Here is a 23636-nt window from a genome sequence, read left to right as displayed (position 1 = left end):
GGGCAGTTATCGTTGCAATCAATCTTAACGGGGCAACCAATCTTAACAGGGACGGCTCAATCATATCGAAAATGAAGGAATGCAGAAGGACATGGAGATTTCTTCTTTGGGTCTAGAACAGCTTAAATAAAAGAAGGTGGAGCGCCTAATATGACAGCTCCACCTTCTTTAGCTATAACACAAATAGTCTGATTATACTTTGTATCTTTCAATTAATTGGCTCAGCTCTTGCGACATCTGATGGAGCTCTTCGGCCGCTTCAGTTAACGAGCCCATGCCAGTTTTCTGCTCGCGTGCTGCGGCAGCAATCTGTTTTGCATGTCCAGTCGATAATTTCGCAATTTTAGCGATATCCTCAACTGAAGCAGCCACTTCCTCTGAACCGGCAGACATCTCTTCCGAGACAGCGGAAGCTTCTTGAATCTCATTGGTAATGCTGCCGATCTGGCGCAGGATCTGCACAAATGCTTCACCAGATTCCTTCACCTTGTCGGCTCCTGAATGCACGTTGTAGCTAACAGCAGCCATCGCTTCGATCGCCTGTTCAGTCTCCATGCGCACATGCTCAATGACACGTGCTATTTCGTTGGCTGAATCAGCAGACTGCTCCGCCAGCTTGCGCACTTCGCCTGCCACAACAGCAAAGCCTTTGCCATGTTCGCCTGCTCTTGCTGCTTCAATGCTTGCATTCAACGCTAGCAAATTAGTTTGCGCGGCAATATTTTTAATAATTACAGCAAATTGTTGAACTTCCTGTGAGCGCTCACCCAATTGATTCACGATGGAAGCGGACTGGTGCACAGAGCTTTCAATGTCTGTCATCTGTGTTACCGCCTGCTGGACGAGCTGGTTGCCCTGCTCTGCTTGCGATGTGGTATCAATGGATGATTCCGCGATCATCGAAGTTGTCTCGGCAATCCGTTGGATACCAATCGCCATTTCTTCCATTGCTCGTGAGCTTTCTTCTGTAGCACGAAGCTGGTTCTCAGCTCCTGTTGAAGCATCTTCTGAGCGAGAAGAGATGGAATTAACCGTCTTAGACGTGTCGTCGACATGGGCATTTAATTGCTCGGACGAAGCGCTTAACTTCGTTGCTGCACTCTTAATTTCTAAAATGACGGTATGAATGGAAGATTGCATCATATGCAGAGAACGACCCAACACACCGATTTCATCTTTCTGTTTTAACAATCGTTCCGACACTTCCTCTGTAAAGTCGCCTTCGCTAATACGTTTTAAGCTGCTGACAACGACGTTAAGCGGCTTCGTAATCCGAAGCGACAGCATAACACTAACTGCTACCGCTAACACAGCGAATATGGTACTAGTTAGGAAAATGATAAAGCCGATCTTGTCAGCACCTTCATCCAGTTCCTCCTGCTCTACAACGGCGATATATTTCCAGCCTGTTGTCTTGGAAGTGAACAGATTGGCAACATATTCGGTCTTATCCAACTGCACGTTAAACTTCCCGGCATCCATATTTTTGACGTCTGCAAACTCCTTGGCCTCCAGGTCTGCGACATTTTTGGAGATGTTGCCTTTATGTTTAGGGTCCGCTAGAATGGTACCGTCTTTAAATAAAAGCATGACGTAACCTGTCGTTCCGATCTTAATATCGCTTAATTCATTAGTTAATTCTTCAAGGCTGGTGTCAACACCGGCCACTCCAAGCGGGGCTCCTTGTTTATCCTTCACGACAGCCACTGTGCTGATTGCAAAAGTATCGGTTCCCGACAACACGTAAGGATCAGTCGTCAGGACCTCTTTAGGATGCTCAAGTGCTTGTTTGTACCATGGACGAAGACGCGGGTCATAATTAGCCACCATTTCCTTGTCCGGTAAAACTACGAAACCGCCATCCTGTGTACCCAAAAAGGCGGAAGAGGTCTTCGGATGTGCTTGTATGTATCGTTGGAAGTCTGTTGCGATAGCGGCTTCTATATGGCCAGCCGTTAACGAATGGCTTTTGGTTTTGTTTGCATTGTTAACGTAAGAGGTAACGCTGCCCTTGGCTTGGCTCATGACGGGATCATTAGCCAAAAGAAGTACATTTTCTTTTAGGGTTTTAAAATAAAGGGCGATGCGGCTATCAACCTGATTTAGCTCGCGATTCGTCGATTCGACAAAGTTGTCCGACAGTTGGGATTGCGTCGTGACATACACGATAGTGCCGATCGTAGAGATGGGGATCAAAATGGTAAGAAGAAAAGCTGCGATTAATTTGGTTCTTATGCTGTGCAGCATGGTGTATTCCCCCTGACGAATGGTAAAATATCATCAATATATGATGAAATATAATTCATCATACGACATTATTTGTTTTATTTCGACACATTTTTTATAAACCTTAATCATATTGATGTTGACGATAATAAAGGGATAGGCGGTTACCAGTCCAGGACTACAGCTGTCCGGGTCCAAAGGACAATTGTCCCGAATAAAGACCGAAATCTCAATAATTCATTCTTACTTTTAGATGTGCAGCGGACGAGGGTCCTGTACGGCTATGATGCCAGAACTATATACTTGAGGTGAGTCCAAAATGGGGATGCAGCAAATGATTAAATACATGGAGCAAAGCGACCATATTTATGCGATGTTGAAGCAGTGCCCTTATGAAATATTGCGAGAATGGAAGCTTACTACGCATGCCGCGGGCACTGTATTATTTTCACAGGGGGACGTACAGGACAGCTTCTATATCCTTGTAGATGGGATAGCTGATATCAGCGTGGTTGGGGAAAATGGCAAGAAATACGTTCAATCTACTTATACTGCCGGAAATATGCTTGGGGAATTAGAAATTGTTGATCGGCTTCCTTTTATCAGTAATGTGGAAGCGGTTACTGATGTTGCATTGATGGGACTGAAGCGAGATCATTTTCTGAAGTGGCTGCAGTTGGACCGTAATTTTAATGAGTACTTTATTCGCAGCATCTTAAAACTGCAATATGACATTTTAAAGAAGGAGGGAGACAATAATCTGTATCCGCTGCATCAACGGGTGTGCAGTTATCTGCTCAGCTGCGTTCCGCAAGGTCAGAAGAACACGGACGGGACGATCATCATTCAGATCGATAAGCAGCAGCTTAGCAGACAGTTTGCGGTGACTCCTCGAAGTATCAACCGTATTTTATCGAAATTAAAGGAACATCATATCATTAACTTACACAAGCATGAGATCATCATTCGAAATATGGATCAATTGCGGTTAGAGGAACAGATCAGCCGATCTTAAATCAAACGAAGAAATGATGATTTCCATACACGCTAGTAGTTCATAGTGAGATAGTTAAAATCGTTTGGCGTAATATGAAAGCCTTGTCATTTAATAGTAAGCGTGTCAAGGGCAAGGAATTGTAAGCAGGCAGCAGGTTAAACTCATGGAGGAGGTAAAGCACATGGTAAAACATCCTTTGTTCGTAATAATTGCATGCGCTATCAGTATTGGGGCGGGCATCTATTTAAATTCCTCGTATATCGAGATTTTTGCTTCTGTGGTAGGCGTGGTGAATGTATGGTTACTGGCAAGACAAAAAGTTATTAATTTCCTGTTTGGTGCCATTGCGGTCGTAAGCTTTATGTACATTTACTTTGACAATGGCTTATATGCGATGGTTATTCTGGCGGCCTTGCAGCTTATCTTTAACCTATACGGTTGGTATTATTGGGTAAAGAACAAAGGTGAAGAAGACGTTGCACCAACAATTCGTTTGTCTGCACAAGGTTATGTCATTTGGACAACCATTATCTTGCTCTCATGGGGACTCTGGTCGTACATTCAAGTGAAATTTACGGATGCAAGTAATCCGTATCTGGATGCATTAATCGCTGTTATTGGTCTTGTTGCACAGTACTTGCTTAGTAAGAAGATTCTGGAAAACTGGCACTTGTGGATTCTGATGAATGCCATTTCTATTGTGGTGTATTTCTCAACTGGTCTGTACGTCATGATTCTACTTGCTGTTATTAATCTGTTCTTGTGCATCGATGGGCTGCTGGAATGGAGACAAAATTACGAAGTCAATCGTAACCGCAAAGGGGCAACGGGAACCGGTTTTTAAGGTCGATCAGCGACTCGCTGCTCTATGAGGGATGAGGCATCAGCTCAGAGTGACAGAATGGGGTTAATGAGGAGGAATATAGGATGAGCTTTCATATTGAAGCAAGCATTGGCGATATTGCCGAGACGATATTATTGCCAGGGGACCCGATGCGTGCGAAGTATATTGTTGAGAACTATTTGGAGGATGCGGTATGCTACAATCGTATTCGTGGCATTCTAGGGTATACAGGTACGTATAAAGGCAAGCGTATATCGGTTCAGGGTACAGGGATGGGCATGCCGTCGATGTCCATTTACGCGACAGAATTGGCACATGACTACGGTGTCCGCAACCTGATTCGTATCGGATCAAGCGGATCTTATCATCCGGATATCAAGCATATGGATCTGGTGCTGGGCACAGGGGCATGCACTAGCTCTGCGATGTTTAAGCATGAGTTTGAGAATTTTAACTATGCGCCTACAGCACATTTTGACTTGTTAAGAGCGGCATATGACACCGGAAGTAAGATGAGCCTGCCGGTACGAGCTGGGCTTGTCATGACGGAGGATCATTTCTATGACGGCAATGCACATATGTATGAGAAACTGGCGGCCTATCAGGTGCTGGCAAGCGATAACGAGACGGCTGCGCTGTATATGGTTGCTGCCAAGTATAATGCTCGTGCGTTGTCGATTCTGACGGTGACTGATCACATGCTGACCAATCAGACCGTCACGTCTCAAGAACGTGAGACCGCGCTTCATGATATGATTCGTCTTGGTTTGGAGACCGCTTTTACGTTATAACTGCAAGCGTTCATCAATAAATAAAGCCATGATTCTAGGCAATTCTTTCGTCGGCGGACGGAAGAATTGCTTTTCTTTGTTCATAAATCTTACTAATTTCTTAACATCTTATCATTCTCTTAAGTCCAGAAACCTTTTCCATTAAGAGACGTCATATCCTATATTCACCGTCCATAGTAATGGACTTAGACGAGAAGGAGTGGACGTAATCATATGAATAATTATGTGTCTAATGGATTCAAAGGGGTATTGGCCTGCTCATTGGTTGCACTGCAGCTGGCGACTTTCGGTACTGCGGCGTACGCGGAAGAAGGAGATGCTGCAAGTATACCTTCTATATCAAGCGTAAACGGTGATCCAAGCCTCTCAACAGCCAGGGAGGATCAGCTCGTGAAGAGCAGCCAGAGTGTTAATGATAGCAGCGCGGTGAAGAGAGAGGGCAGCCATCATGTACTTACGATGACTGACAAAAGCAGTCAAATGGTACATAATGGAGAGAAGGTACAGGCTGCACAAGTCATCACAATTCGCAATGGAGTCGCTTATGCCCCGTTGAAGAGCTTGGCAACCCGCTATGAGTATACTGTTACTTATGACGCGGCAACTAAACAATCGGCTGCAAGCAGCGGCAGCCAGAACATTCGATTCAAGCCGGACTCCAAAAGCATAGTTGTAAACGGGAAACCTGTTACGGCTGCAGGGACCATCTATACCTACAAGGGCAGCATGATGGTTCCGCTGAAGAGCTGGGCCCAATTGACTAACAGCTCGCTTAAGGTATCAGGCAAAAGTTATACTCTTGAATGGGCCAAGAGTGAAGTGGTCAAGTTTAAGGAGCCTGTAGCGGAATTCCAAACGGACAAGGAAGAGTATCGCATGGGGGAGCATATTCGATACGAGGATACAAGCTACGATGAAGAGAGTAAGATTGTGAAGCGAACGTGGAAAGGGAAGCAGCCCGCTTATTTTGAACCAGGCATACATGAAATTACACTGGAAGTACAGAATCAGCATGGGCTGAAGCATACTGTAACCAAGTCGGTACGCATTACTGATAACCAACTGTATACACAGGCCGATTACGCGATGCTCTATTCTCCGCAAGGCGGTAAAATTTCCGTCGCCGGCGGTGATGTGTTGAACTATACGCCAGTTCCTTATCATGTTGTGACCAGTCCCATGACATTTGTTCGCAGCAATAGTCCAGAGCACCTGTTGGGGGATGAGGGTATTGCATATCGAGATGTCCTGTCAGGGAAGTTCCGGATTAATATCCATAACCAGAATCGTTCACAGCAGGACTTAACGGTGTATTTGTTGGCGACAAACCGTAATCAGACAGATGCCAACTTGACTTTGGACGCCTTTGGCATGGGTGGTCCAACACAGTATGTCTCGACTAGCGGCAAGGTAGCGGTATCTCGTTACTTAGGGTCTCACGCGAAAGGCGAGCAGGTTAACGCGATGAAGGTACCCGCAGGAAAAACGGTTGTGGTCCTGCCGGACATCAGCAAGGCACCAATTAAGCCCGGCCTGACGATGACCTCCTATTCGGAAATTAGCACCGATGCCGAGCTGGAATTCTCGGTTGTCATTTTAGACCCTGCCAAGGAGCCTATAAAAGCGTTGCCGCAGCTAAGCTTGATGGACCGTGACGGCAAGCACGTCCGCGGGACATTCAGTGAAGGGAACCGCACGCTTGAAGTTCAAGGACTGCACGGCGAGAAGGCGGAACGGCTGGTGATCGGTGATAACGCCAGCGATATTTTTGTAGATGGCGTGGATCGTGTTACAGGGCTGGATGAGATTAATATTGGCAACACAGGCGTGCTGTATAACATGGAGGTGGAGGTGGCCCCTCGTACTGTCGTAGCGTTAAATGCCCGTGGCGGCCACTATGCAGGAGCATTCCTTGTGAATGGGCAGGTCGTTAACATGACCGATGACAGCATTCTGCTGAATCCTGACGAGGCTGGTGTACTATACCGTACTGGCAACCAGTCAGAGAAGGTGAAGTTTAGTTTTGTGCTAGCTTCCGGCAGCAACCTGCCACTTCACATGCTGTTCCTGCCTATGCCGGAAATGAAGGAGTAACCTGAAGAACAGTCGAATAGAGATGTGATCAAGACGCTTCTTTCCAAGGGGCGTCTTGATGGTGTGTTAGCAGCATCTGAATGGACTGATTAGTTTAAAAATGAATGAACATGCCGAAAAAGGGGATAAACAGATGGCTAGGGAAACCATTTTATTGGTCGATGATGAAAAAGAGATTATAGAGCTGATTCAAATCTATTTGAAAAATGAGGGTTATAACTTGCTGCAAGCATCTAACGGGGAAGAGGCGCTGGCCCTGCTGCAAAACAACCGTGTTGACTTGATTATATTGGATGTCATGATGCCTAAAATGGACGGTATTCAAGCCTGTATGAAGATTAGGGAGGAGAACAATACCCCGATTATTATGCTGTCAGCAAAGAGTCAGGATATTGACAAGATTACGGGGTTAAGCATCGGGGCGGATGATTATGTAACTAAACCGTTTAATCCACTCGTCTTGGTCGCGAGAGTGAAGTCTCATTTGCGCAGATACAAGCAGTTTAATCAGGCAGCGCGGAATCGAGACGATAACGAAATTCAGATTGATGATCTGATCATTAACGTAGCTACTCACTCCGTTACCGTGGATGACGTGCCTGTGAAGTTGACGCCGCGTGAATTCGCTATTTTGAAGATGCTGGCCATGAATCGTGGGATCGTGTTGAGTATGGAGAAGATCTATCAGGAAGTATGGAACGAGCCCTTTATGGAGTCGAAAAATACGGTGATGGTTCATATTCGCAAAATTCGTGAGAAAATCGAAAAGGACAGTCAAAATCCACAGTACATTAAGACCGTATGGGGAATTGGCTATAAAATGGAATCATCGTAGGAGGGCGAGAGCATGTCAACTAACAAGCTGCTGCATACAGTACGTTGGAGGTTCCTATTAGTCTTGATCGCGAGTGCTGCTGTTACTGGATTGTTTATCCTGCTCGGTAATTTGCTCGCCACTTACTTACTACCGATCAAACCTTATAATATCCCGTTAATTTTAACGATTAACAACATTGGCTCGAAGCCTACGGCAATTGTGTTGGGGATCATCATTTTTATTTTCAGTTATTATCAGTTCAGCCGCAGTGTAATTGGCTACTTGGAGGAGATCCGCACGGCGGCGCAACATATTGCCAAGGGACAATATGATACGACTTTGCCGATCAAGGGTTCAGACGAGCTGGGTGGAATTGCATTTGAGATCAATCAGGTAGCGTCTGAGTTAAATTCTTATTTGCAAGAGATTACATATGGGTTAGGGGAAATTGCAAAGGGCCAGTTCCAGCATACGATCCCGGTAAAGCCGGAGCATGAATTGGGGCGGGTTGCGGAGAGCATCAACGAGATGAGCGCGCAATTGAGTCAGTCCATTCAAGAGGAGCGAAATGCTGAAAAGACAAAGAATGACCTGATTACAGGGGTATCACATGACCTCCGTACACCGCTTACATCCATTCTCGGATTCTTGGAGTTGATCGATAAAGATCGTTATCAAGATGAGATAGAGCTGCGTTATTACGTGAACATAGCCTATGAGAAGGCAAACAGCCTTAAGAAGCTTATCGATGACCTGTTTGAATATACGAGGATCAATAACGGCTTGCCGCTTGAACTGAAGGAGCTGCACATCGTCAGTTTCATCCGTCAGTTGGCAGAAGAATTTGTACCGAGCTTAGAGAATGCGGGGATGACCTGTCGTATCCATACGGAGCATGAGACACTTAAAGTGTTGGCCGATGGTGATCGGCTTGTTCGTGCGTATGAGAATCTGGTGTCTAACGCGATACAATACGGCCGCAAAGGCCAGTATGTGGATATCGAGATTGGTGTCTCGCGGGAGGGAGCTGTTGTAAGCATAACGAATTATGGCGATCCGATCTCGGAACGGGATCTGCCGTTCATATTCGACAGGTTCTATCGTGTCGAGCAGTCCCGTTCTAAGGCCACTGGCGGCACGGGGCTTGGACTTGCAATCACGAAGAGCATCATTGAAGTGCATGGTGGACGCATTTCGGTAATGAGCGACCGCCGCCAAACTACATTTGAGACCAGACTGCCGCTTGTATCCGAAAGTTCTAAACCTTTATTAATAAATTGATAAGTAATCGATAAGATCTGCGACACGAAATCATTAAGAACCCTCCTTTATACTCCGTTCTAGGAGATTTAATTAAGGAGGGTAACGATTATGTCATCTAGAGAGAAGCTGCCCGAAGTGCAGCTCGTCAGGGCAATGGCGATTATCGGAGTGCTGTCCGTACACTCTACTTCTTTTGCCACGCTTGCCATGAAAGATTCAAGCTTTTATTTGCTGTATAACTTTTTTAATGTGTTTATGAAAATAGGTACACCTACGTTTCTCTTCCTCAGCAGTTTTGTGCTGTTCTATAGCTACAGTCAGCGTACGTTGGACAAGGAACTGATCAAGAGCTTTTATGCACGACGATTAAAATATATTATTGTGCCGTATGCATTATTTTCCGTGTTTTACTTTGTGCTGGTGCACTTTCTTCATTACCGTGACCGCTCATTGGAAGAGACATTGGGCAAGTTTATCGTCAGTCTTGCAACTGGCAAAGCTTATACGCATCTTTACTTTATCTTTATAAGCATCCAGTTCTATGTGCTTTTTCCGATTTTTTTAGGTCTGTTTAAGCGTAAACCGGTTGTGGCGAAATGGGCTGTACCTATCGGTCTTGCTTTGCAATGGGGCTTTATCCTCTTGAATAAGTACGCCCTTCAAGTGCCGAATAAAGGGAGCTGGTCCTTATCGTACATGTCATACTTTATGTTGGGCGCGTGTCTCGGCATCTACTATCCGAAGTTAAAGGCATGGATCGTTATAAGCCGGGAACATGCGACTGCCACGAAGATAGCGGTATGGGGCATGCTGTGGCTTACCGGTATCGGGGCAGGGGCATGTCATATGCTGATGTGGTACAATACTCGACTCTATGGTGCCGCATATAATACATTAGCGTATGAACTGGCATGGAACGTACATACCTATGCGGCTGCATTAATGGCATTCCAACTGGCGCATCTGCTGTGCAGGCATGCCAAGCCGTGGCTGGTTCAATCCATGCATCGCTTAGGTGAACTTTCTTTTGGGATTTACTTGATCCATCCTTTCTTTCTGCTGCTTTATCGCTCGTTCCCTCCAGAGCATGCTTCCAGCAGATTGCTTCATTTCTGGTACGCAGGCGGATTCCTGTTTGCGTTAATCTGTTCATGGGCAACGGTCTCGCTTGTGGTCCGCGTGCTGCCGCATGCTTGGGTGGTGTTCGGACAGGTACCTGCCGTACCAAGGAGCCGACGAGCGGTACGTGTCGCAAGCAGCAGTTAGGCTGTGGTGAGCAGTATCGACGGCAATAGATGCAAATGGTACGTAAGATGAGTTAAGCATTATGATACTGATAGATGGACACAAACATAATAAATCAGGTTGTAGGTAAAAGCTCGCAGCAATGCGGGCTTTATTTATTGGGCGGTATGTTCTCTGTGGTTATTAACGATTTCTTAAGAGGCGTGCGGCAGATTAGGAAAATGATAAGGATTCGTTAAGGATTGGCGTACGCATTCATTAAGTTCTTCCTTCTAGACTTGGTATATACAGAAAGCAGGGGAGGAAGCCTCAATGAAAACAAACAACTTTATACACATAAATAGTAGGACTAATTGTCCCAAAAGGAATCGTATTCACCTTCGAACAAAGATCTTGTTAACTGGTATGCTTGTCCTATCTTTGTTTACAGGGTGCGCATCAAGTACGGAGGCGAAGTCGATAACAGCAACCTTAAACGGACAGAATGTGCAGGTGGAGTCTGGAATTAAGCTAATCGACGGACAACTTATGGTGTCGCCGGCATTTATTAAGTCGGTGTTTGGGATGCAGGTAGACGTGAGCAAGCAGCCCGTTGGAGCTGCAACTGCCGCTGCTGCACCAGCTTCCAAAGTCTATTACTCGAACCAAGTTGCGGTGCTGATGTATCACGATCTCGCAGACAAACCGGAAGTGTCTCACATATTGCCGGTATCACAATTCGAGCGCCACATGAAGCTGCTGGAGACACATGGTTTCAAGGTCATCAGTATGGATGAATATTTAGACTTTATGATTTTAGGCAAAAAGGTGCCAAACAATGCGGTGCTGCTTACTTTTGATGATGGATATGAAAGCTTCTACACAAAGGCGTATCCAATCTTGCGAAAATACAACTACACGGCCACTAACTTTGTCATCGTATCTGCTATTGATAATCAAACAGGCCGTAAGAAGCTGACATGGGATCAGATGCGTGAGATGAAGCAAGCAGGGATGAGCTTCTACAGCCATACATATGATTCTCATAAGTATGGGGCAATTAATGCCGCGGGTAAAGAGAAGCCGATGCTGACACGCCACTTGTATTTAAAGGATAAGAAGCGGATAGAAAGTGATCAGGAGTATATCGCCCGAATAACTGCGGATCTGTCCACAGCGGAGCAGCGATTGAAGCAAGAGCTCGGCAATAAACGCAGCGTAATTGCCTTTCCTTATGGTGCCTATAATAATGACGTGATAAAGGTGCTGCACAAGCTGGGTACTCAGCTTTCTTTTACGGTAAAGAAAGGAATGACAACAAAGGACGACAAAAATGCCTTTCGTTTTGACGCGGGGAACAGCAAGCAGACTCCAGAGGCATTGATCAACCTGATAGGTGGAACAACTCTTGTCAAAAACGTAGGGCTTCCGATTACGGTTACGATTGATGGCAGGGCCATTTCGTTCAGCAAGAAGCTTTATCAACGGGAGGGAAGCGATGTGATGCTGCCTCTGCGTGAATTTTGCGCCATTCATGACATTAAAGTGGAGTGGGATCATAAACAGAAGCGGGTGCATCTGAAGGCGGAGACCTTGCCTCAACATAAGGAACGGGCTTAATGCAGGGGAATGGGGCAGGGAAGCGGACGCAAGCCGTTATCGTGTTATTAGCTGTGAATCCCCATGAGGAGGAGCACACATAAGATGAAAAACCCTCCGTAAAGGCGGGTTTTTCCACATTTGGTGATGCTCTAAGGTAGATAATCCGCCTTACACCGTGCCGGGTCATGGGTGCAGGTGGAGAGGTGAGTGTACATATCACATTCAACATGACGATTCCATGGAAAATAAGAATAAGGATATTTATTCGCAGCCGCCAATACCAGTTCAAGTAATGAATTGAACTAAACTGTTCAATTCTCCAACCGACTAAGCTTGTAATCGGTAACGCTTCGGTTTTACGTTTACAAACAGAATGCTGAACGCAATCAGCACAAGCCCCGTCAGCAAGCTAGCGGTAACCTTTTCATGGAAGAACATGACGCTAATCAAAATAGACACGACGGGTATAAGGAACGTAAAGGAACCTACTTTACTGGCTTCACCTGTACCAATCAGGGTAAAGTAGACGAGCCAGCCGAGCGCGATGACAAACACCGATATAAATAGTGTAACTCCGATAAAAGAACTACTCCATACAATATCAGTCCAGCTTTCCATGAAGGAACCTGATGCGAGCATGACGATGCCGCCAATCAACATCTGCATCGTCGTCATCCAGACGGAATCCACCTGTGCGGCCTGTTTTTTCATATACAGGGAGCCCATGGCCCATGAAAGCGCACTGGCAATTGCCAGTATAATGCCCCAACCTGATATATTTCCGGAGAATCCCCCGATACTCATGACAGACACACCGGCAAATCCGAGCAGCAAGCCAACCATTTTGAGCCCGTACATCATTTCACCAAACCATAACCAAGAGAATATGCCTAGCAGGACGGGCTGAAAAAAGACGATTGCAGAGAACAGACCAGCAGGCATGTACTGCAGGCCAACGGTTTGAAAGCCATAATACAGCACGATGTTTAATACAGAAGCCAACACGTATATGGGCCACGTTTCCTTGAAACGGAGCTGTTTGTACCTGGTTAGCGCAAAGGCAAGCAGGATGATGCCTGCAACAAAGGTTCGCAAACCTGCAAATAAAATAGGGGGAGCATAAGCCAGTGCAAATTTGGACAGCGGCCAGTTAATGCCCCAGATCAAAATTAAAAATGTGAGGTAACCGGCTACCTTCACACGTGAGAGTTGAGGCATGTGGGATCACTCCTTGTTTGTTGTCTGTTCTCATGATACAATGCATCCTGGCATTAATAAAATGAATGTTTATCATGGGAGGCATAACGATTCTGTTATGACAAATCAACAACTGCAGCTATTCGTTAAAATAGCGGATACAGGGAGCTTTACGAAGGCGGGACAGGAACTTAACCTGACTCAGCCAGCTGTAAGCCGCGCCATGTCAAGCCTGGAGACCGAAATGGGCGTTAAATTGCTCATTCGAGATCGGCGGAACGGCATCCTGTTAACGGATGTGGGGAAGCGAATATTAGTTTTGTTTCGAGATATATTACAGTCGTTTGAAAAAGTAGATCAAGAAATTGCACGGGAAAAAGGTTTGGATGTAGGGACAGTACGGGTGGGGGCTTTTCCCGTCGCATCCTCTTATTTCCTGCCGAAGATCATGAGTGTAATTACGGAAAAATACCCGCAGCTGGAATTTGAGCTTCATGAAGGCACGATAGACGAAATAAAAGACTGGTTGGACAAACGAGTAGTGGATGTAGGGCTTATCATTCCGCCGGACGGTGATCTGGATACGATTCCGTTGTTTAGGGAGAAGATGTATGCCGTAATAAGAGAGGGTCACCCCTTGCAAGATTGTTCTGTTATTGCAGTAAAGGATTTGAGCCACGACTCCATGATTATGTGCCGGTCCGGTTACGAGTCCCCGATCGTCGATTTATATCGCAGAGCAGATACGAAGCTTCAGGCGAGGTTCGTCGTTCGAAACGTGAATACAGCATTAAACATGGTTCAGGAAGGTCTGGGCACCGCTATACTGTCACAGTTGTCATTATGGGCGCTGCCGCCTAATGTACTTGTCCGCGAATTAGAACCGGAGGCGTTCAGGGACATTCGATTGGCAGTTCCTTCGCGTTCAGATACTTCTATCGCTGTTAATCTGTTTATCGAGACGGCGCTTAAGTTGTTCGGAGGTGATCAGGGTGGCGGCAATATATAAGTCAACTAACTGACGCTAGGAGGAGCAGCAGCCAGCCCGACCACGCTGTGCAAGATTAGTCCTGTTGTTCGGCTGCAGCGGCTGCTTGGCGCTTGGTGTTGTCCACTTGCAGTGAGATGACAGGACTGTCCTCGTTCTTGGACATAATACTTGCGCCCACAAATGTTGCTCCTTCATGAATAATAAGGTTGCCGCTCGTAATATTACCATACAGTCGGCCAGTTGGCGTAATCGTCAGCTTGCCGCTAACCCGCATGTCGCCGTGTACTTGACCGGCGATTACAATGTCTGCTGCTTGGATGGAAGAATGGGCGACTCCGCTCTCGCCAATGACGACATCGCGGGAGCATTCGATCTCTCCCCGAAAGTTGCCCTCAATGCGCAGGCTTGTCTCGCATATAAGCTTGCCTTCTGCCTGAGTGCCATAACCGATCAGCGTGTCGGTTGGCTGCACAGAGGCTTTATTGCTCTTAAACATCCTCGAACTCCCCTTTATTCATGATTATTTTGAAGCGAAGTAGGTATCGTTACTTCGGCAAATTGCTGCAAGTATGGCAGTGGATCAACAGGACTATCATTTTCGACTACTTCAAAATGCAGATGTGTTCCCGTACTGCGGCCGGTGCTTCCCATCCCGCCAATCGGATCTCCCTTGGCTACTTTGGCACCGCTTTCCACTTTCACGCTGGAGAGATGATAGTATCGGGTAGTTAGACCAGATTCAGGGTGTCTAATAATAATATAATTGCCCCGAGATTCGCTTAGTCCTGTATCTGCTACTCTGCCTTCTGCAGCGGCATAGACTGTGTCTCCATGACTGCCGCCAATATCAAGCCCCGAATGAAGTGCTGCTTTGGAATTAAATGGATCTTCCCGATACCCGAACAAGGATGTAATACGAGTTGATTCGGTCGGCCAGAGGGTTGGTGTTCCATGTAAAATATGCTCCGTCTCTTTTACTTCCTGCAGTGTTCCATTTACGTTGGACAGCAGAGAAGTAAAGGTGTTTGGCATCTTTCTCAGCTTATCTCCCGTTGATTTGGCCAGCGCGATCATTTCCTCGCTCGACGCTTCACGATACTCGCCGCCCATCGGATTAATGGCATTAAGGGAGCGAGCTGATAATGAGACAGGTTGAATGAGAGCAGCTGTCTTTTTGCTGGATGACTTCGTCTTTGTCAGTTCCTTCGGGTTGCTGTACGTGCTTACGAACTGCTGAAGCTGAGTCTCCATCTTTGTGATCTGCTGCATACGCCCTTCAACATCGCTAGCAAGAGCTGTAAGCTGCAGTACCTGATCTTTTAACTGATCGATCTCTTTCTCTTTTTTCTGCATATGGTTCGTATATTGTGATGATTCAGCCGTCAGTGAAGTGACGGTGAAGGATTGGTAATAGAGATAAGCGGCCATGCCCAGCAGCAGCGCTGAGAGGGCGATAGGCAGGACAGCAAGCATCAGCTTGGGCAGTTGGATCTGCTTCACGGATTGATGCGCGTCGCGCATGATGACGATGGTGAGCTTGGAAGAAATCCATTCTTTCTTCATTATTTGTTTCTTCATGAAGGGTCAACCTTTCATTAAACATGTCGTTATATGACGAAATGTATACAAAATTAGGGATCGTTGTCGTAAAAGCACACTGCTATTAACATATCACGAACATTATGTTTTTTCTATTAAAAATGTCGGTATGTTCATATGATTGATTCCAAGGGCCTACTTATTCGGTAATCGTCAACAAGGAGAGGGACTTCACTCCTCTTTATGCAGCATAATTTAGACCTAGAAGAAGCAGAACAGTTCTATCCAATCAGCAGAAAGAAAAGACGACTGATATGAACAGTCGCCTTAATTTATAACTATTTAGCTGAGTTCTTTCTGTTATTGTTCAAGTGCTGCGCGCAGGACGAGCTGCCTTAGTTCTTCATAGTCGGATTGGTTAGCAGCAAGCCACTCCATCGAAAATGTTGAGTGGTCAGTTTCCAGCCTGTTTGAGGATATCAGCTGTTGGATCGCAGATAAGACTTCAGTATGACCTAGCTCCAGTTGATCGAGTATAAATGGAATGGCAGGTAAGCCTAACTGAATGAGCTGTACTGCTTTTTTCTCTTTATTTGCTTTCGAGTTTACTATAACAGCGACACGCTGCGGGATATGTTGCAGATGCTGCCGCCATTCAGTCAGAAATTCTTTTCCAGTGTCCCAGGAGGCTGATGATGTTGACTTTAATTTAACCTGAGCGATATCCTCGATCGCAATAGCAATAATGTACTGCTTCAGTCCGTTTTCTTTGTTGGCAGACAATTTGTCTTGCAAAATAGGAAGCGCTGCATGGCCGAGTTTAAGTATATGTGAAAAGGGTACGCTGTTTCGAGTGTAGTCATATGGGTTGGAATGTAAGGTAGTAGGGAGTGCAGAAGCGCTCCCGTTGTTGTCATGGCCTATGGCCATGATCTGGTCTAATTTTTGGTCTATAATCTGTTCTATTGAGGCATCTACTTGCCGCACAAGTAAAAAAAAGGCCGTTAATATTAGACTAACTGAACAAACAACAATAATTGTAATTAATCGATAGCGCTTCTTCACTAATGAGACTCCTCCTCATATCGAGCCTTTACAAATCATAACTCAACGATAAATCCCTACAGGCTCGCTTTATACTGCTGTTACGGCGGTAGGACAGCACAGCGGCTGTTGCCTAACTTTCAAAAAATTCCATCTCTAATCTTAGACGATAGTGGGAGACAATTGTTGTGCGTAAGTCGAGTCGGAAGACAGCTTTTATTTTGACGGGTTCTTCATAGTAAGCTGGGAGCCGTGTAATTATAAGCGTTGGACGGGGATTGGTACTTCACTTTCCTTTGCGAAAAGAATGACAGCATCTTACAAGCTGTGCGTAAAATGTTATAATATACGTACAAGTGTTTGGACGAGAATAACGAACTGATTACATATAGATGGGGAGGTCAGACTATCGATGAGACAGCGGCATGAACCGATCCGTTTTGCTGAAATGGAAATTCAAGGTGAAGAGCAGAACATGTTGATTCCGAATAAGCGTGAGCAGATGTCCAAGGATCACGCTTTGTCTGATTCAGTCCCTGTGGAAGATCTGGAACGGGAACAAGATCAGACTGCCGCAGATCCTTTTGGAGCGGATGACTGGTATGAGGATTTGGAGCAGGAGGATTGGAACGCGGCGGCATGGCGAGAGGAGGCCGTTGACTGGCAGATGGGGCTTGAGGAAGCAGATATGTGTGTAGCTGCAGATGTGGATATGTGCTTATCGCAAAGTGGGCCGTATTCGACAAGCCGTACGGGGCAGGTAAATGAACGTGGGGAATTTACGAAGCATGAGCTTGAGTTTGCTCCATTTGATATAGAGCTTGAGGAGACGGATATATGGGGATGGGCCCGCAGGCGGCTGGATGCTTCGCTGCATCACGAGCAGGTAAGTGTTGAGGAGCCACTAGCAGGTGGATGTGAGGAGATGGACTCGGGACCGGTGGATGCAGAAGCGGATCGTTATGTACAAGCATTTGACGAGACGGCTGATTATTTAACCCAACTAGCGTTGGCAGGGGAGAATATAAGATCTAAAGTGCTGGTCTTTGAACGGGTGATGGCTGGGGCTAATAGCAGCAAGAAGGAAGAAAATGACTCGCTGCCACCTGTACAGCGGGAGGTTGGTAATGTACGTAACCCTGACCAGTCAGAGCACGGAAGGAACTCGATAGAAGAATCATTTATCCATTTTGATAGTGCTGTAGATAATGTCGATGCTCGTCCACTTGAGGACAATTACTCTGTGGAGGTAGAAGGGTCTCAGCTGATGCGCAGCAGAGAGCGGCAATTTGCTGACCGCGCACGTGAAATGGAGCCATTTATTGGGCCGGAAGCACGTTATGTGCCCTTTGCTGCTTACTGGCCTGCGTACAGCAATATGAATGCCGCACAGACCAAATGGTATTTCTATTGGCGTGCTGAGGTACGTCAAGGACGGTATCTGGATACAGATTTATCCTATCTCTTTATTTATATGTATGAATTGATTAATGGAGTGGGATGGGAAGAGCCAAACCAGGGGTGCAGCATGTTGTTGCAAGTATGGGACGCATACCGAACGTCTTTTCCGCGTCTGGACTTTTACCTGCCGGATTGGATCGCGGACTTTGTGCTCGTCCATCGACTTGATGTTCCGCTGCAGGTGCTAATTGAACGACTGCCGCATGGCTTGTCGGGTGAACTAATGGAGTTGGAACTGCTCGAGTGTTTATCGGCCAAGCCATTGCATGTAGGGCTGAAAGCTGTTGGCAAGTTGTCTGACTATAACGTCGCGAAAAGCAAGTTCTATGCAAATGGAGGACAGGCACTGCTGGAGACGTATGTACCTAAGGTGCTGGCTCTTGTGGATGCTTATTTGGAACGTACCGAGGGATTGCGTCTTATTGAACGCTATCACCCTGGTTCCAGCGGTACAGTACGACATGAGCGTCACTTGTTCCGCAGCGCGGTATACGATACGACGTTATATGGGCGTACCGTGACGATTGGATTGGTGCGGCTAAGCACCCATGTACCGCTGCGGGGTATGATCACGCAGCTCGTACGGGTGACAGAGAATACGCTCCGCAGATTGGTTGGCTTTCGCGGCAAGCTGCGCGGTATTAAGGAGGCCGCAGAGGTGGAGGCGCTCGTTACACGTTATCTCGAGCGGGAGTACGCACGGGCTAATGCGCCAGCGCGAAAGATGCCGCCAGTTAGCATTGATACGGATAAGCTTGCCCAGCTTCAGACGGATTCGGACATCGTCCGCGAGCGGTTAACGATTGATACAGAGACTGAGGCCGAGGAATTAGACTTGCTGAAAAATGTAGGCACAGTTAAGGTCTCGCCACAGATTGAAAATCAGCACTCAGAAGTGGAGAAGGTGGCTCACCAACATCATTCGGCGAGCGGGATGATGAAGGTTTGGAACAAGCTGTCTTCGGATCATCGGATGCTGCTGGATTATCTTGTGCGCAGTGACGCCTCGATGGAGATCCATGAGCTAGCTGTTCTAATGCCAGGTATGATGCTTGAACTGGCGATAGATGATATGAATGAATTAGCACTAGAGGAACTGGGCGATCTGCTTCTCATCTATGAGAATGGCGAAGTTGTGATCGATGATGAATATATAGCTGAGTTGATACGTCTAAATAATGCATCCAACAACAAGGGGAATGGTGAGGCTTTAGAGGTGGACGAGCAAGTTGGTCTGGAATGGGAGAGCTTGTTGAAGTCGCTGAAATCTGTAGAATTAGAGGCTTTAATGATTCTTTTTCGAGGGGAAGGGGAGCAGGGGTTATTCGCTATTTCGCAGCAATACGGCACGATGCCTGCATTACTGATCGATGACCTCAATGAGAAAGCGATGGAGATGATCGGCGATTTGCTCGTAGAAAATAACGTGATTATTGAAGAGCACCTTTCCAAAGTCGGGGCATGGCTGAGGAGCGAACACTTGTCTAAAGAAATGAATAGGTGTTGACGTGCGAACGTAACCACTACGACCTGAATGAGTCTTATCTTATTTTAGTTAGAAAATAAAAAGTTGACGTTAGACAAGAGCAAGATCATGAAGTGGAACGAGCAATCATCTATTGGCGACGAGAAACGAGAAATAGCAACGGCATTTGGCCTTAAAAGGAAGATCCGCAATTCTAGGGTAAGCCATGGGACGCACGGTTATCCAAAGATTGAACTTTTTAGATGATATTTAGGCTGTGGTGTCGAGTACCTTTTTGGGCAGCGTATTTGCAGCTGTAATGATGAGGATCGATCTAGGCTCAGACATAGTTGGGGTGATAGGTAATGAATGAAATTAAAATTCCAAAACGCATAACTACTGCATTAATCAATTCGTTGACGGCAGGCGTGGTGCCGCGAATCGGGTTGGAGCATATTGCGGTTGGACGCAAGCCCGAGATTGAAGCGATATTGGGAGACTTGGACAACATTGCAGAAGGCGGTGCGGCATTTAAGCTGATTACGGGGCGTTATGGCAGCGGGAAGAGCTTCCTGCTGCAAACGATTCGTAATTACGCGATGGATCGCGGCTTTGTGGTAGCAGATGGCGATTTGTCGCCCGAGCGCCGGCTTGTAGGAACCAAAGGGCAGGGACTCGCGACCTACCGTGAGCTGATGATGAACTTGTCAACGCGAACAAGACCGGATGGGGGCGCATTGGAGACCATTTTACAGAAATGGATTGCAGTGCTGCAGCAGAGTGTGATGACGGAGCTTGGCTTGAGTCCGAATGACGCTGCACTGACCGTGGAAGTGGAACAACGAATCGTTGCTGTGACCAACGAAATGCAAAATATGGTGCATGGCTTTGACTTCGCAAAGGTGCTGGCTGCTTATTGGTCTGGATATAAGCAAATGAATGACGAGCTTAAACAGGCGGCCTTACGCTGGCTGCGCGGCGAATATCCGACAAAGACGGATGCGCGCAAAGAGCTTGGCGTCGGTGTTATTATCGACGATGATAATTGGTACGATTATATGAAGCTGTGGGCCGAATTTGTCGCAAGGATCGGGTATAAAGGATTGCTGCTGTTTATAGACGAAGGGGTTAATTTATATAAAATAACGAACAGTATTTCCCGCAACAGCAACTATGAGAAGCTGCTGACGATGTTTAACGACACGATGCAGGGCAAGGCGGAGCATCTTGGCATTTTCATGGGCGGCACCCCGCAGTTCGTTGAGGACGAGCGGCGCGGGTTGTTCAGTTATGAGGCGCTGCGTTCAAGGCTGGTGGCTGGGCGTTATGCGGGGGCGGGTTTACGGAATTATACAGGGCCTATTATTAAGCTGGACATGCTGTCTTATGAAGAAATATTGATTCTTCTGCGAAGATTACGGCATGTGCATGGGCTGCACTTTGGCTATGAAGTGTCCTTGACGGATAGTCAATTGATCCTGTTTATGGAGCAAGCAGTCGGGATGTTGGGCGCGGATGAGCTTTTGACGACAAGGGAAATTATCCGTGATTTTGTGGATATGATGCATACGCTGCATCAGCATCCAGATATATCGTTCGAGTCGTTGCTAGGGGAACGCCTGGTGAAACCTGCGGTATCTGATCCGGATGAGGCCAATGATTTCTTGGCGGAGTTTGAGTTATGAGTGGACATCCCTTCTATCGGTTGGCGCCCTTTGTTCAGGAGTTTATTTATAAACGTCGTTGGGATACGCTGCGTGAGGCCCAAGTGGAGGCATGCCGTGTGTTGTTTGATACGTCCAATCACTTGTTGATTGCGTCGGGTACCGCTTCTGGAAAGACGGAAGCGGCGTTTTTTCCAGCGCTGACGGAACTACACGAACGGCCGTCGAAGTCAGTTGGCATTTTGTATATTGGACCACTGAAAGCATTGATCAACGACCAATTTGAAAGGCTAAACGATTTGATGCGTGAAGGGCATATCCCAGTGTGGCATTGGCATGGAGACGTGGCGCAGGCGGAGAAGACCAAGCTGATGAACAATCCGGCTGGGGTGCTTCAAATTACGCCAGAGTCGTTGGAAGGGCTGTTGATGAACAATCCCAATGCAATCCCTGCTCTGTTCCATGACCTGCGCTATATCGTGATTGATGAGGTGCATGCTTTTATGGGGGCGGATCGAGGGATTCAAGTGTTAAGCCAATTAACGCGGATCGAGCGGATGGCGAACTGTAGTCCACGTCGAGTAGGACTATCGGCAACGCTGGGCGATTACGAGACGGCGAGCGGATGGCTCGGAGCCGGAACGCCGCATTCAGTCGAGATCGTGGCGCCACAAGGAGGGCGGAAACTGCGATTGAGCGTGGATCATTTCTCGTTCCCCGATGCGCGTGATGAGGAACAGGCGGAGCACTTGGCAAATGCGCGTAAGGCTTATTACGATTATATTTACGATCACACGCGCTTGAAGAAGGCTCTCGTCTTCACCAACAGCCGCTCGGATGCGGAATTGACGACGCTGGAGCTGCGGCGGGTGGCTGCTCGGCGGCAGGAGCGCGACGTGTTCCATGTGCACCATGGCAGCATCTCGGCGATGCTGCGCGAGGAGACGGAAGCGACGCTGCGAACAGGGGCGGGCCCCGCGGTTGCGGCAGCAACGGTGACGCTGGAGCTCGGCATCGATCTTGGCGAGCTGGAGCGGGTCGTGCAGTTGGGCGCGCCGTATAGCTGCTCCAGCTTCGTGCAGCGGCTTGGCCGATCGGGGCGGCGCGGCGATGCGGCGTCAGAAATGCTCTTTGTTGTCCCCGAAGAGGAGGACGAGGAAGCGCCGCTGCCAGCTAGGATGCCGTGGACGCTGCTGCGAGCGATCGCGGTGATTGAACTGTATGTGCGCGATAAATGGGTGGAGCCCATCTCATTGCGGCAGAAGCCGATCGGGGTGCTGTATCATCAGACGATGAGTGTGCTTAAGGGAATGGGCGAGGCTTCGCCTATTGAGCTGGCGCGCGCCGTGCTAACGCTGCCACCCTTTCAGCATATTGAGCCTGAGGAGTACAAAGCGTTCCTGCATTATTTGCTGCAGACTGATCATTTACAGCGGACCGAAGAGGGCGGGATTATGATCGGCCTGACCGGGGAGAAAATCGTTAACAACTTCCGATTTTTGGCGGTATTTAAGGACGATGAGGAACATTCTGTGTATAACGGAACGGAGGAGATCGGCTCGATTACGACCGTGCCGCCTCCGGGGTACTGCTTCTCACTGGCAGGCAAGCTGTGGAAGGTCGTTGAAGTGGATACAAAGCATAAGGCGGTGTATGTGAAGGCCGCTGAAGGCAAGGTGGACACGCTTTGGCTGGGTGCCGGCGGAGACGTGCACACGACTGTCATGCGGAGGATGCGCGAGGTGCTGGCGGACAGCAATATATATCCATATCTGGCGCCGCGTGCCGTCAACCGTTTGGAACGTGCTCGACGACTCGCTCGTGAAAGCGGTCTGCTGAAGCAGACCGTCGTCCCTGCGGGAGGCGACTCCTGCTTTATTCTGCCGTGGACCGGCACTAAATCATTCCGTACATTAGAGCGTGTACTGAAGCTCCGTCTCGCCGACCGCCTTGGCTTGCGCTCTATCGTGCCGATGGAGCCGTATTACATGACTGTCTCTGGCCATGCGGACGCGGCCACGCTGTCGGACCAGATCCAATGGGAGCTCCAACATATAGATGATCCAGTATCGCTGCTAGGCCCGGAGGAGGCGCCGTACTTAGGAAAGTACGACGAGTTCGTGAAGCCGGAGCTGGTGAGAAAGGCGTTTGCGGTGGACGGGTTGGAGTGGTGAGTATGGTTTAGGCATGGGCTGTTAATAGAAATACTGCTTGTTTCAGTAGTTTTTATATTCACCGATCAATTAGCATAAACTTTATAATCGTGAATTGGCGCGAACCTCTATCGGAGGTAATTTCATGGGGAGGTTCGTGTTGGTTACTTGGCGGGCTAAATGAAAACTACGTTTTTGTATGAATGAACCATTGTGTGATGCTGTCTTTCAAGAATACTACAACGAGAACCATACAAGTAAATA

General features: G+C 47.4%; 17 protein-coding genes. 12 read left to right on the top strand and 5 right to left on the bottom strand.

Annotation, left to right across the window (positions count from 1 at the left end; translation table 11 throughout):
* Positions 1 to 192: 192 nt before the first annotated feature.
* Positions 193 to 2247: a methyl-accepting chemotaxis protein gene (locus QP775_RS20725; protein WP_239331581.1), complete on the bottom strand. Its 2055-nt coding sequence runs from the start codon at positions 2245 to 2247 to the stop codon at positions 193 to 195.
* Positions 2248 to 2545: 298 nt separating this feature from the next.
* Here QP775_RS20725 and QP775_RS20720 point away from each other — a divergent pair, with 298 nt between their 5' ends.
* The 8 genes from QP775_RS20720 to QP775_RS20685 all read left to right on the top strand — a co-directional run bounded on the left by QP775_RS20720 (position 2546) and on the right by QP775_RS20685 (position 11876).
* Positions 2546 to 3241 (top strand): Crp/Fnr family transcriptional regulator, encoded by a 696-nt coding sequence (locus QP775_RS20720; protein ID WP_239331583.1) that lies wholly within the window; start codon positions 2546 to 2548, stop codon positions 3239 to 3241.
* Positions 3242 to 3404: 163 nt separating this feature from the next.
* Positions 3405 to 4067 (top strand): nicotinamide riboside transporter PnuC, encoded by a 663-nt coding sequence (gene pnuC / locus QP775_RS20715; RefSeq protein WP_239331585.1) that lies wholly within the window; start codon positions 3405 to 3407, stop codon positions 4065 to 4067.
* An 83-nt stretch (positions 4068 to 4150) separates the two neighbouring features.
* Entirely contained in the window at positions 4151 to 4858 is a 708-nt protein-coding gene (deoD, locus tag QP775_RS20710) for a purine-nucleoside phosphorylase (protein WP_285108791.1), read from the top strand.
* Positions 4859 to 5071: 213 nt separating this feature from the next.
* Complete coding sequence (locus tag QP775_RS20705) at positions 5072 to 6952, top strand: stalk domain-containing protein (RefSeq protein ID WP_285108790.1); 1881 nt, start codon at positions 5072 to 5074, stop codon at positions 6950 to 6952.
* Between the two features lie 133 nt (positions 6953 to 7085).
* On the top strand, positions 7086 to 7787 hold the full coding sequence (locus QP775_RS20700) for a response regulator transcription factor (protein ID WP_285108883.1): 702 nt from the start codon (positions 7086 to 7088) through the stop codon (positions 7785 to 7787).
* Positions 7788 to 7799: 12 nt separating this feature from the next.
* On the top strand, positions 7800 to 9050 hold the full coding sequence (locus QP775_RS20695; RefSeq protein ID WP_239331591.1) for a sensor histidine kinase: 1251 nt from the start codon (positions 7800 to 7802) through the stop codon (positions 9048 to 9050).
* A gap of 90 nt (positions 9051 to 9140) precedes the next feature.
* The gene (locus QP775_RS20690) at positions 9141 to 10298 is read left to right on the top strand and encodes an acyltransferase (RefSeq protein WP_483312035.1); all 1158 of its coding nucleotides are present in this window, start codon (positions 9141 to 9143) and stop codon (positions 10296 to 10298) included.
* Positions 10299 to 10670: 372 nt separating this feature from the next.
* Entirely contained in the window at positions 10671 to 11876 is a 1206-nt protein-coding gene (locus QP775_RS20685; RefSeq protein WP_285108789.1) for a polysaccharide deacetylase family protein, read from the top strand.
* Between the two features lie 309 nt (positions 11877 to 12185).
* Here QP775_RS20685 and QP775_RS20680 read toward each other — a convergent pair whose 3' ends face one another.
* Positions 12186 to 13076, bottom strand: coding sequence for a DMT family transporter (locus QP775_RS20680; protein WP_285108788.1), 891 nt, complete (start codon positions 13074 to 13076; stop codon positions 12186 to 12188).
* Positions 13077 to 13173: 97 nt separating this feature from the next.
* On the opposite strand from QP775_RS20680, the gene QP775_RS20675 reads away from it, so the two are divergent.
* Positions 13174 to 14064, top strand: coding sequence for a LysR family transcriptional regulator (locus QP775_RS20675; RefSeq protein WP_285108787.1), 891 nt, complete (start codon positions 13174 to 13176; stop codon positions 14062 to 14064).
* A 55-nt stretch (positions 14065 to 14119) separates the two neighbouring features.
* On the opposite strand, the gene QP775_RS20670 is transcribed toward QP775_RS20675, so the two are convergent.
* The 3 genes from QP775_RS20670 to QP775_RS20660 form a co-directional block, all read right to left on the bottom strand.
* Complete coding sequence (locus QP775_RS20670) at positions 14120 to 14542, bottom strand: bactofilin family protein (protein WP_239331599.1); 423 nt, start codon at positions 14540 to 14542, stop codon at positions 14120 to 14122.
* A gap of 14 nt (positions 14543 to 14556) precedes the next feature.
* The gene (locus QP775_RS20665) at positions 14557 to 15624 is read right to left on the bottom strand and encodes a M23 family metallopeptidase (RefSeq protein ID WP_285108786.1); all 1068 of its coding nucleotides are present in this window, start codon (positions 15622 to 15624) and stop codon (positions 14557 to 14559) included.
* A 321-nt stretch (positions 15625 to 15945) separates the two neighbouring features.
* Positions 15946 to 16650, bottom strand: coding sequence for a hypothetical protein (locus QP775_RS20660; protein WP_285108785.1), 705 nt, complete (start codon positions 16648 to 16650; stop codon positions 15946 to 15948).
* Between the two features lie 391 nt (positions 16651 to 17041).
* Here QP775_RS20660 and QP775_RS20655 point away from each other — a divergent pair, with 391 nt between their 5' ends.
* From QP775_RS20655 to QP775_RS20645, 3 genes are all read left to right on the top strand, one after another.
* Positions 17042 to 19597, top strand: coding sequence for a TerB N-terminal domain-containing protein (locus tag QP775_RS20655; RefSeq protein WP_285108784.1), 2556 nt, complete (start codon positions 17042 to 17044; stop codon positions 19595 to 19597).
* A 323-nt stretch (positions 19598 to 19920) separates the two neighbouring features.
* Positions 19921 to 21240, top strand: coding sequence for an ATP-binding protein (locus QP775_RS20650; RefSeq protein WP_239331607.1), 1320 nt, complete (start codon positions 19921 to 19923; stop codon positions 21238 to 21240).
* Positions 21237 to 23393 (top strand): DEAD/DEAH box helicase, encoded by a 2157-nt coding sequence (locus QP775_RS20645; RefSeq protein ID WP_285108783.1) that lies wholly within the window; start codon positions 21237 to 21239, stop codon positions 23391 to 23393. Before QP775_RS20650 ends, QP775_RS20645 begins: the two co-directional genes overlap by 4 nt.
* Positions 23394 to 23636 lie beyond the last annotated feature (243 nt).

The sequence above is a fragment of the Paenibacillus sp. UMB4589-SE434 genome (genome assembly GCF_030226685.1).
In the GTDB taxonomy this organism is placed as follows: domain Bacteria; phylum Bacillota; class Bacilli; order Paenibacillales; family Paenibacillaceae; genus Paenibacillus_B.
The sequence above is the reverse complement of the archived record's forward strand: the minus strand, read 5'-3'. Positions and strand labels throughout refer to the sequence as shown.

Excerpts from the sequence above, each read along its gene's own strand:
- QP775_RS20645 (WP_285108783.1), top strand. The coding sequence starts at position 21,237 with ATGAGTGGACATCCCTTCTATCGGTTGGCGCCCTTTGTTCAGGAGTTT.
- QP775_RS20665 (WP_285108786.1), bottom strand. The coding sequence starts at position 15,624 with ATGAAGAAACAAATAATGAAGAAAGAATGGATTTCTTCCAAGCTCACC.
- QP775_RS20675 (WP_285108787.1), top strand. The coding sequence starts at position 13,174 with ATGACAAATCAACAACTGCAGCTATTCGTTAAAATAGCGGATACAGGG.
- QP775_RS20720 (WP_239331583.1), top strand. The coding sequence starts at position 2,546 with ATGGGGATGCAGCAAATGATTAAATACATGGAGCAAAGCGACCATATT.
- QP775_RS20670 (WP_239331599.1), bottom strand. The coding sequence starts at position 14,542 with ATGTTTAAGAGCAATAAAGCCTCTGTGCAGCCAACCGACACGCTGATC.
- QP775_RS20700 (WP_285108883.1), top strand. The coding sequence starts at position 7,086 with ATGGCTAGGGAAACCATTTTATTGGTCGATGATGAAAAAGAGATTATA.
- QP775_RS20655 (WP_285108784.1), top strand. The coding sequence starts at position 17,042 with ATGAGACAGCGGCATGAACCGATCCGTTTTGCTGAAATGGAAATTCAA.
- deoD (WP_285108791.1), top strand. The coding sequence starts at position 4,151 with ATGAGCTTTCATATTGAAGCAAGCATTGGCGATATTGCCGAGACGATA.
- QP775_RS20690 (WP_483312035.1), top strand. The coding sequence starts at position 9,141 with ATGTCATCTAGAGAGAAGCTGCCCGAAGTGCAGCTCGTCAGGGCAATG.
- QP775_RS20725 (WP_239331581.1), bottom strand. The coding sequence starts at position 2,247 with ATGCTGCACAGCATAAGAACCAAATTAATCGCAGCTTTTCTTCTTACC.
- QP775_RS20680 (WP_285108788.1), bottom strand. The coding sequence starts at position 13,076 with ATGCCTCAACTCTCACGTGTGAAGGTAGCCGGTTACCTCACATTTTTA.
- QP775_RS20650 (WP_239331607.1), top strand. The coding sequence starts at position 19,921 with ATGAATGAAATTAAAATTCCAAAACGCATAACTACTGCATTAATCAAT.
- pnuC (WP_239331585.1), top strand. The coding sequence starts at position 3,405 with ATGGTAAAACATCCTTTGTTCGTAATAATTGCATGCGCTATCAGTATT.
- QP775_RS20695 (WP_239331591.1), top strand. The coding sequence starts at position 7,800 with ATGTCAACTAACAAGCTGCTGCATACAGTACGTTGGAGGTTCCTATTA.
- QP775_RS20705 (WP_285108790.1), top strand. The coding sequence starts at position 5,072 with ATGAATAATTATGTGTCTAATGGATTCAAAGGGGTATTGGCCTGCTCA.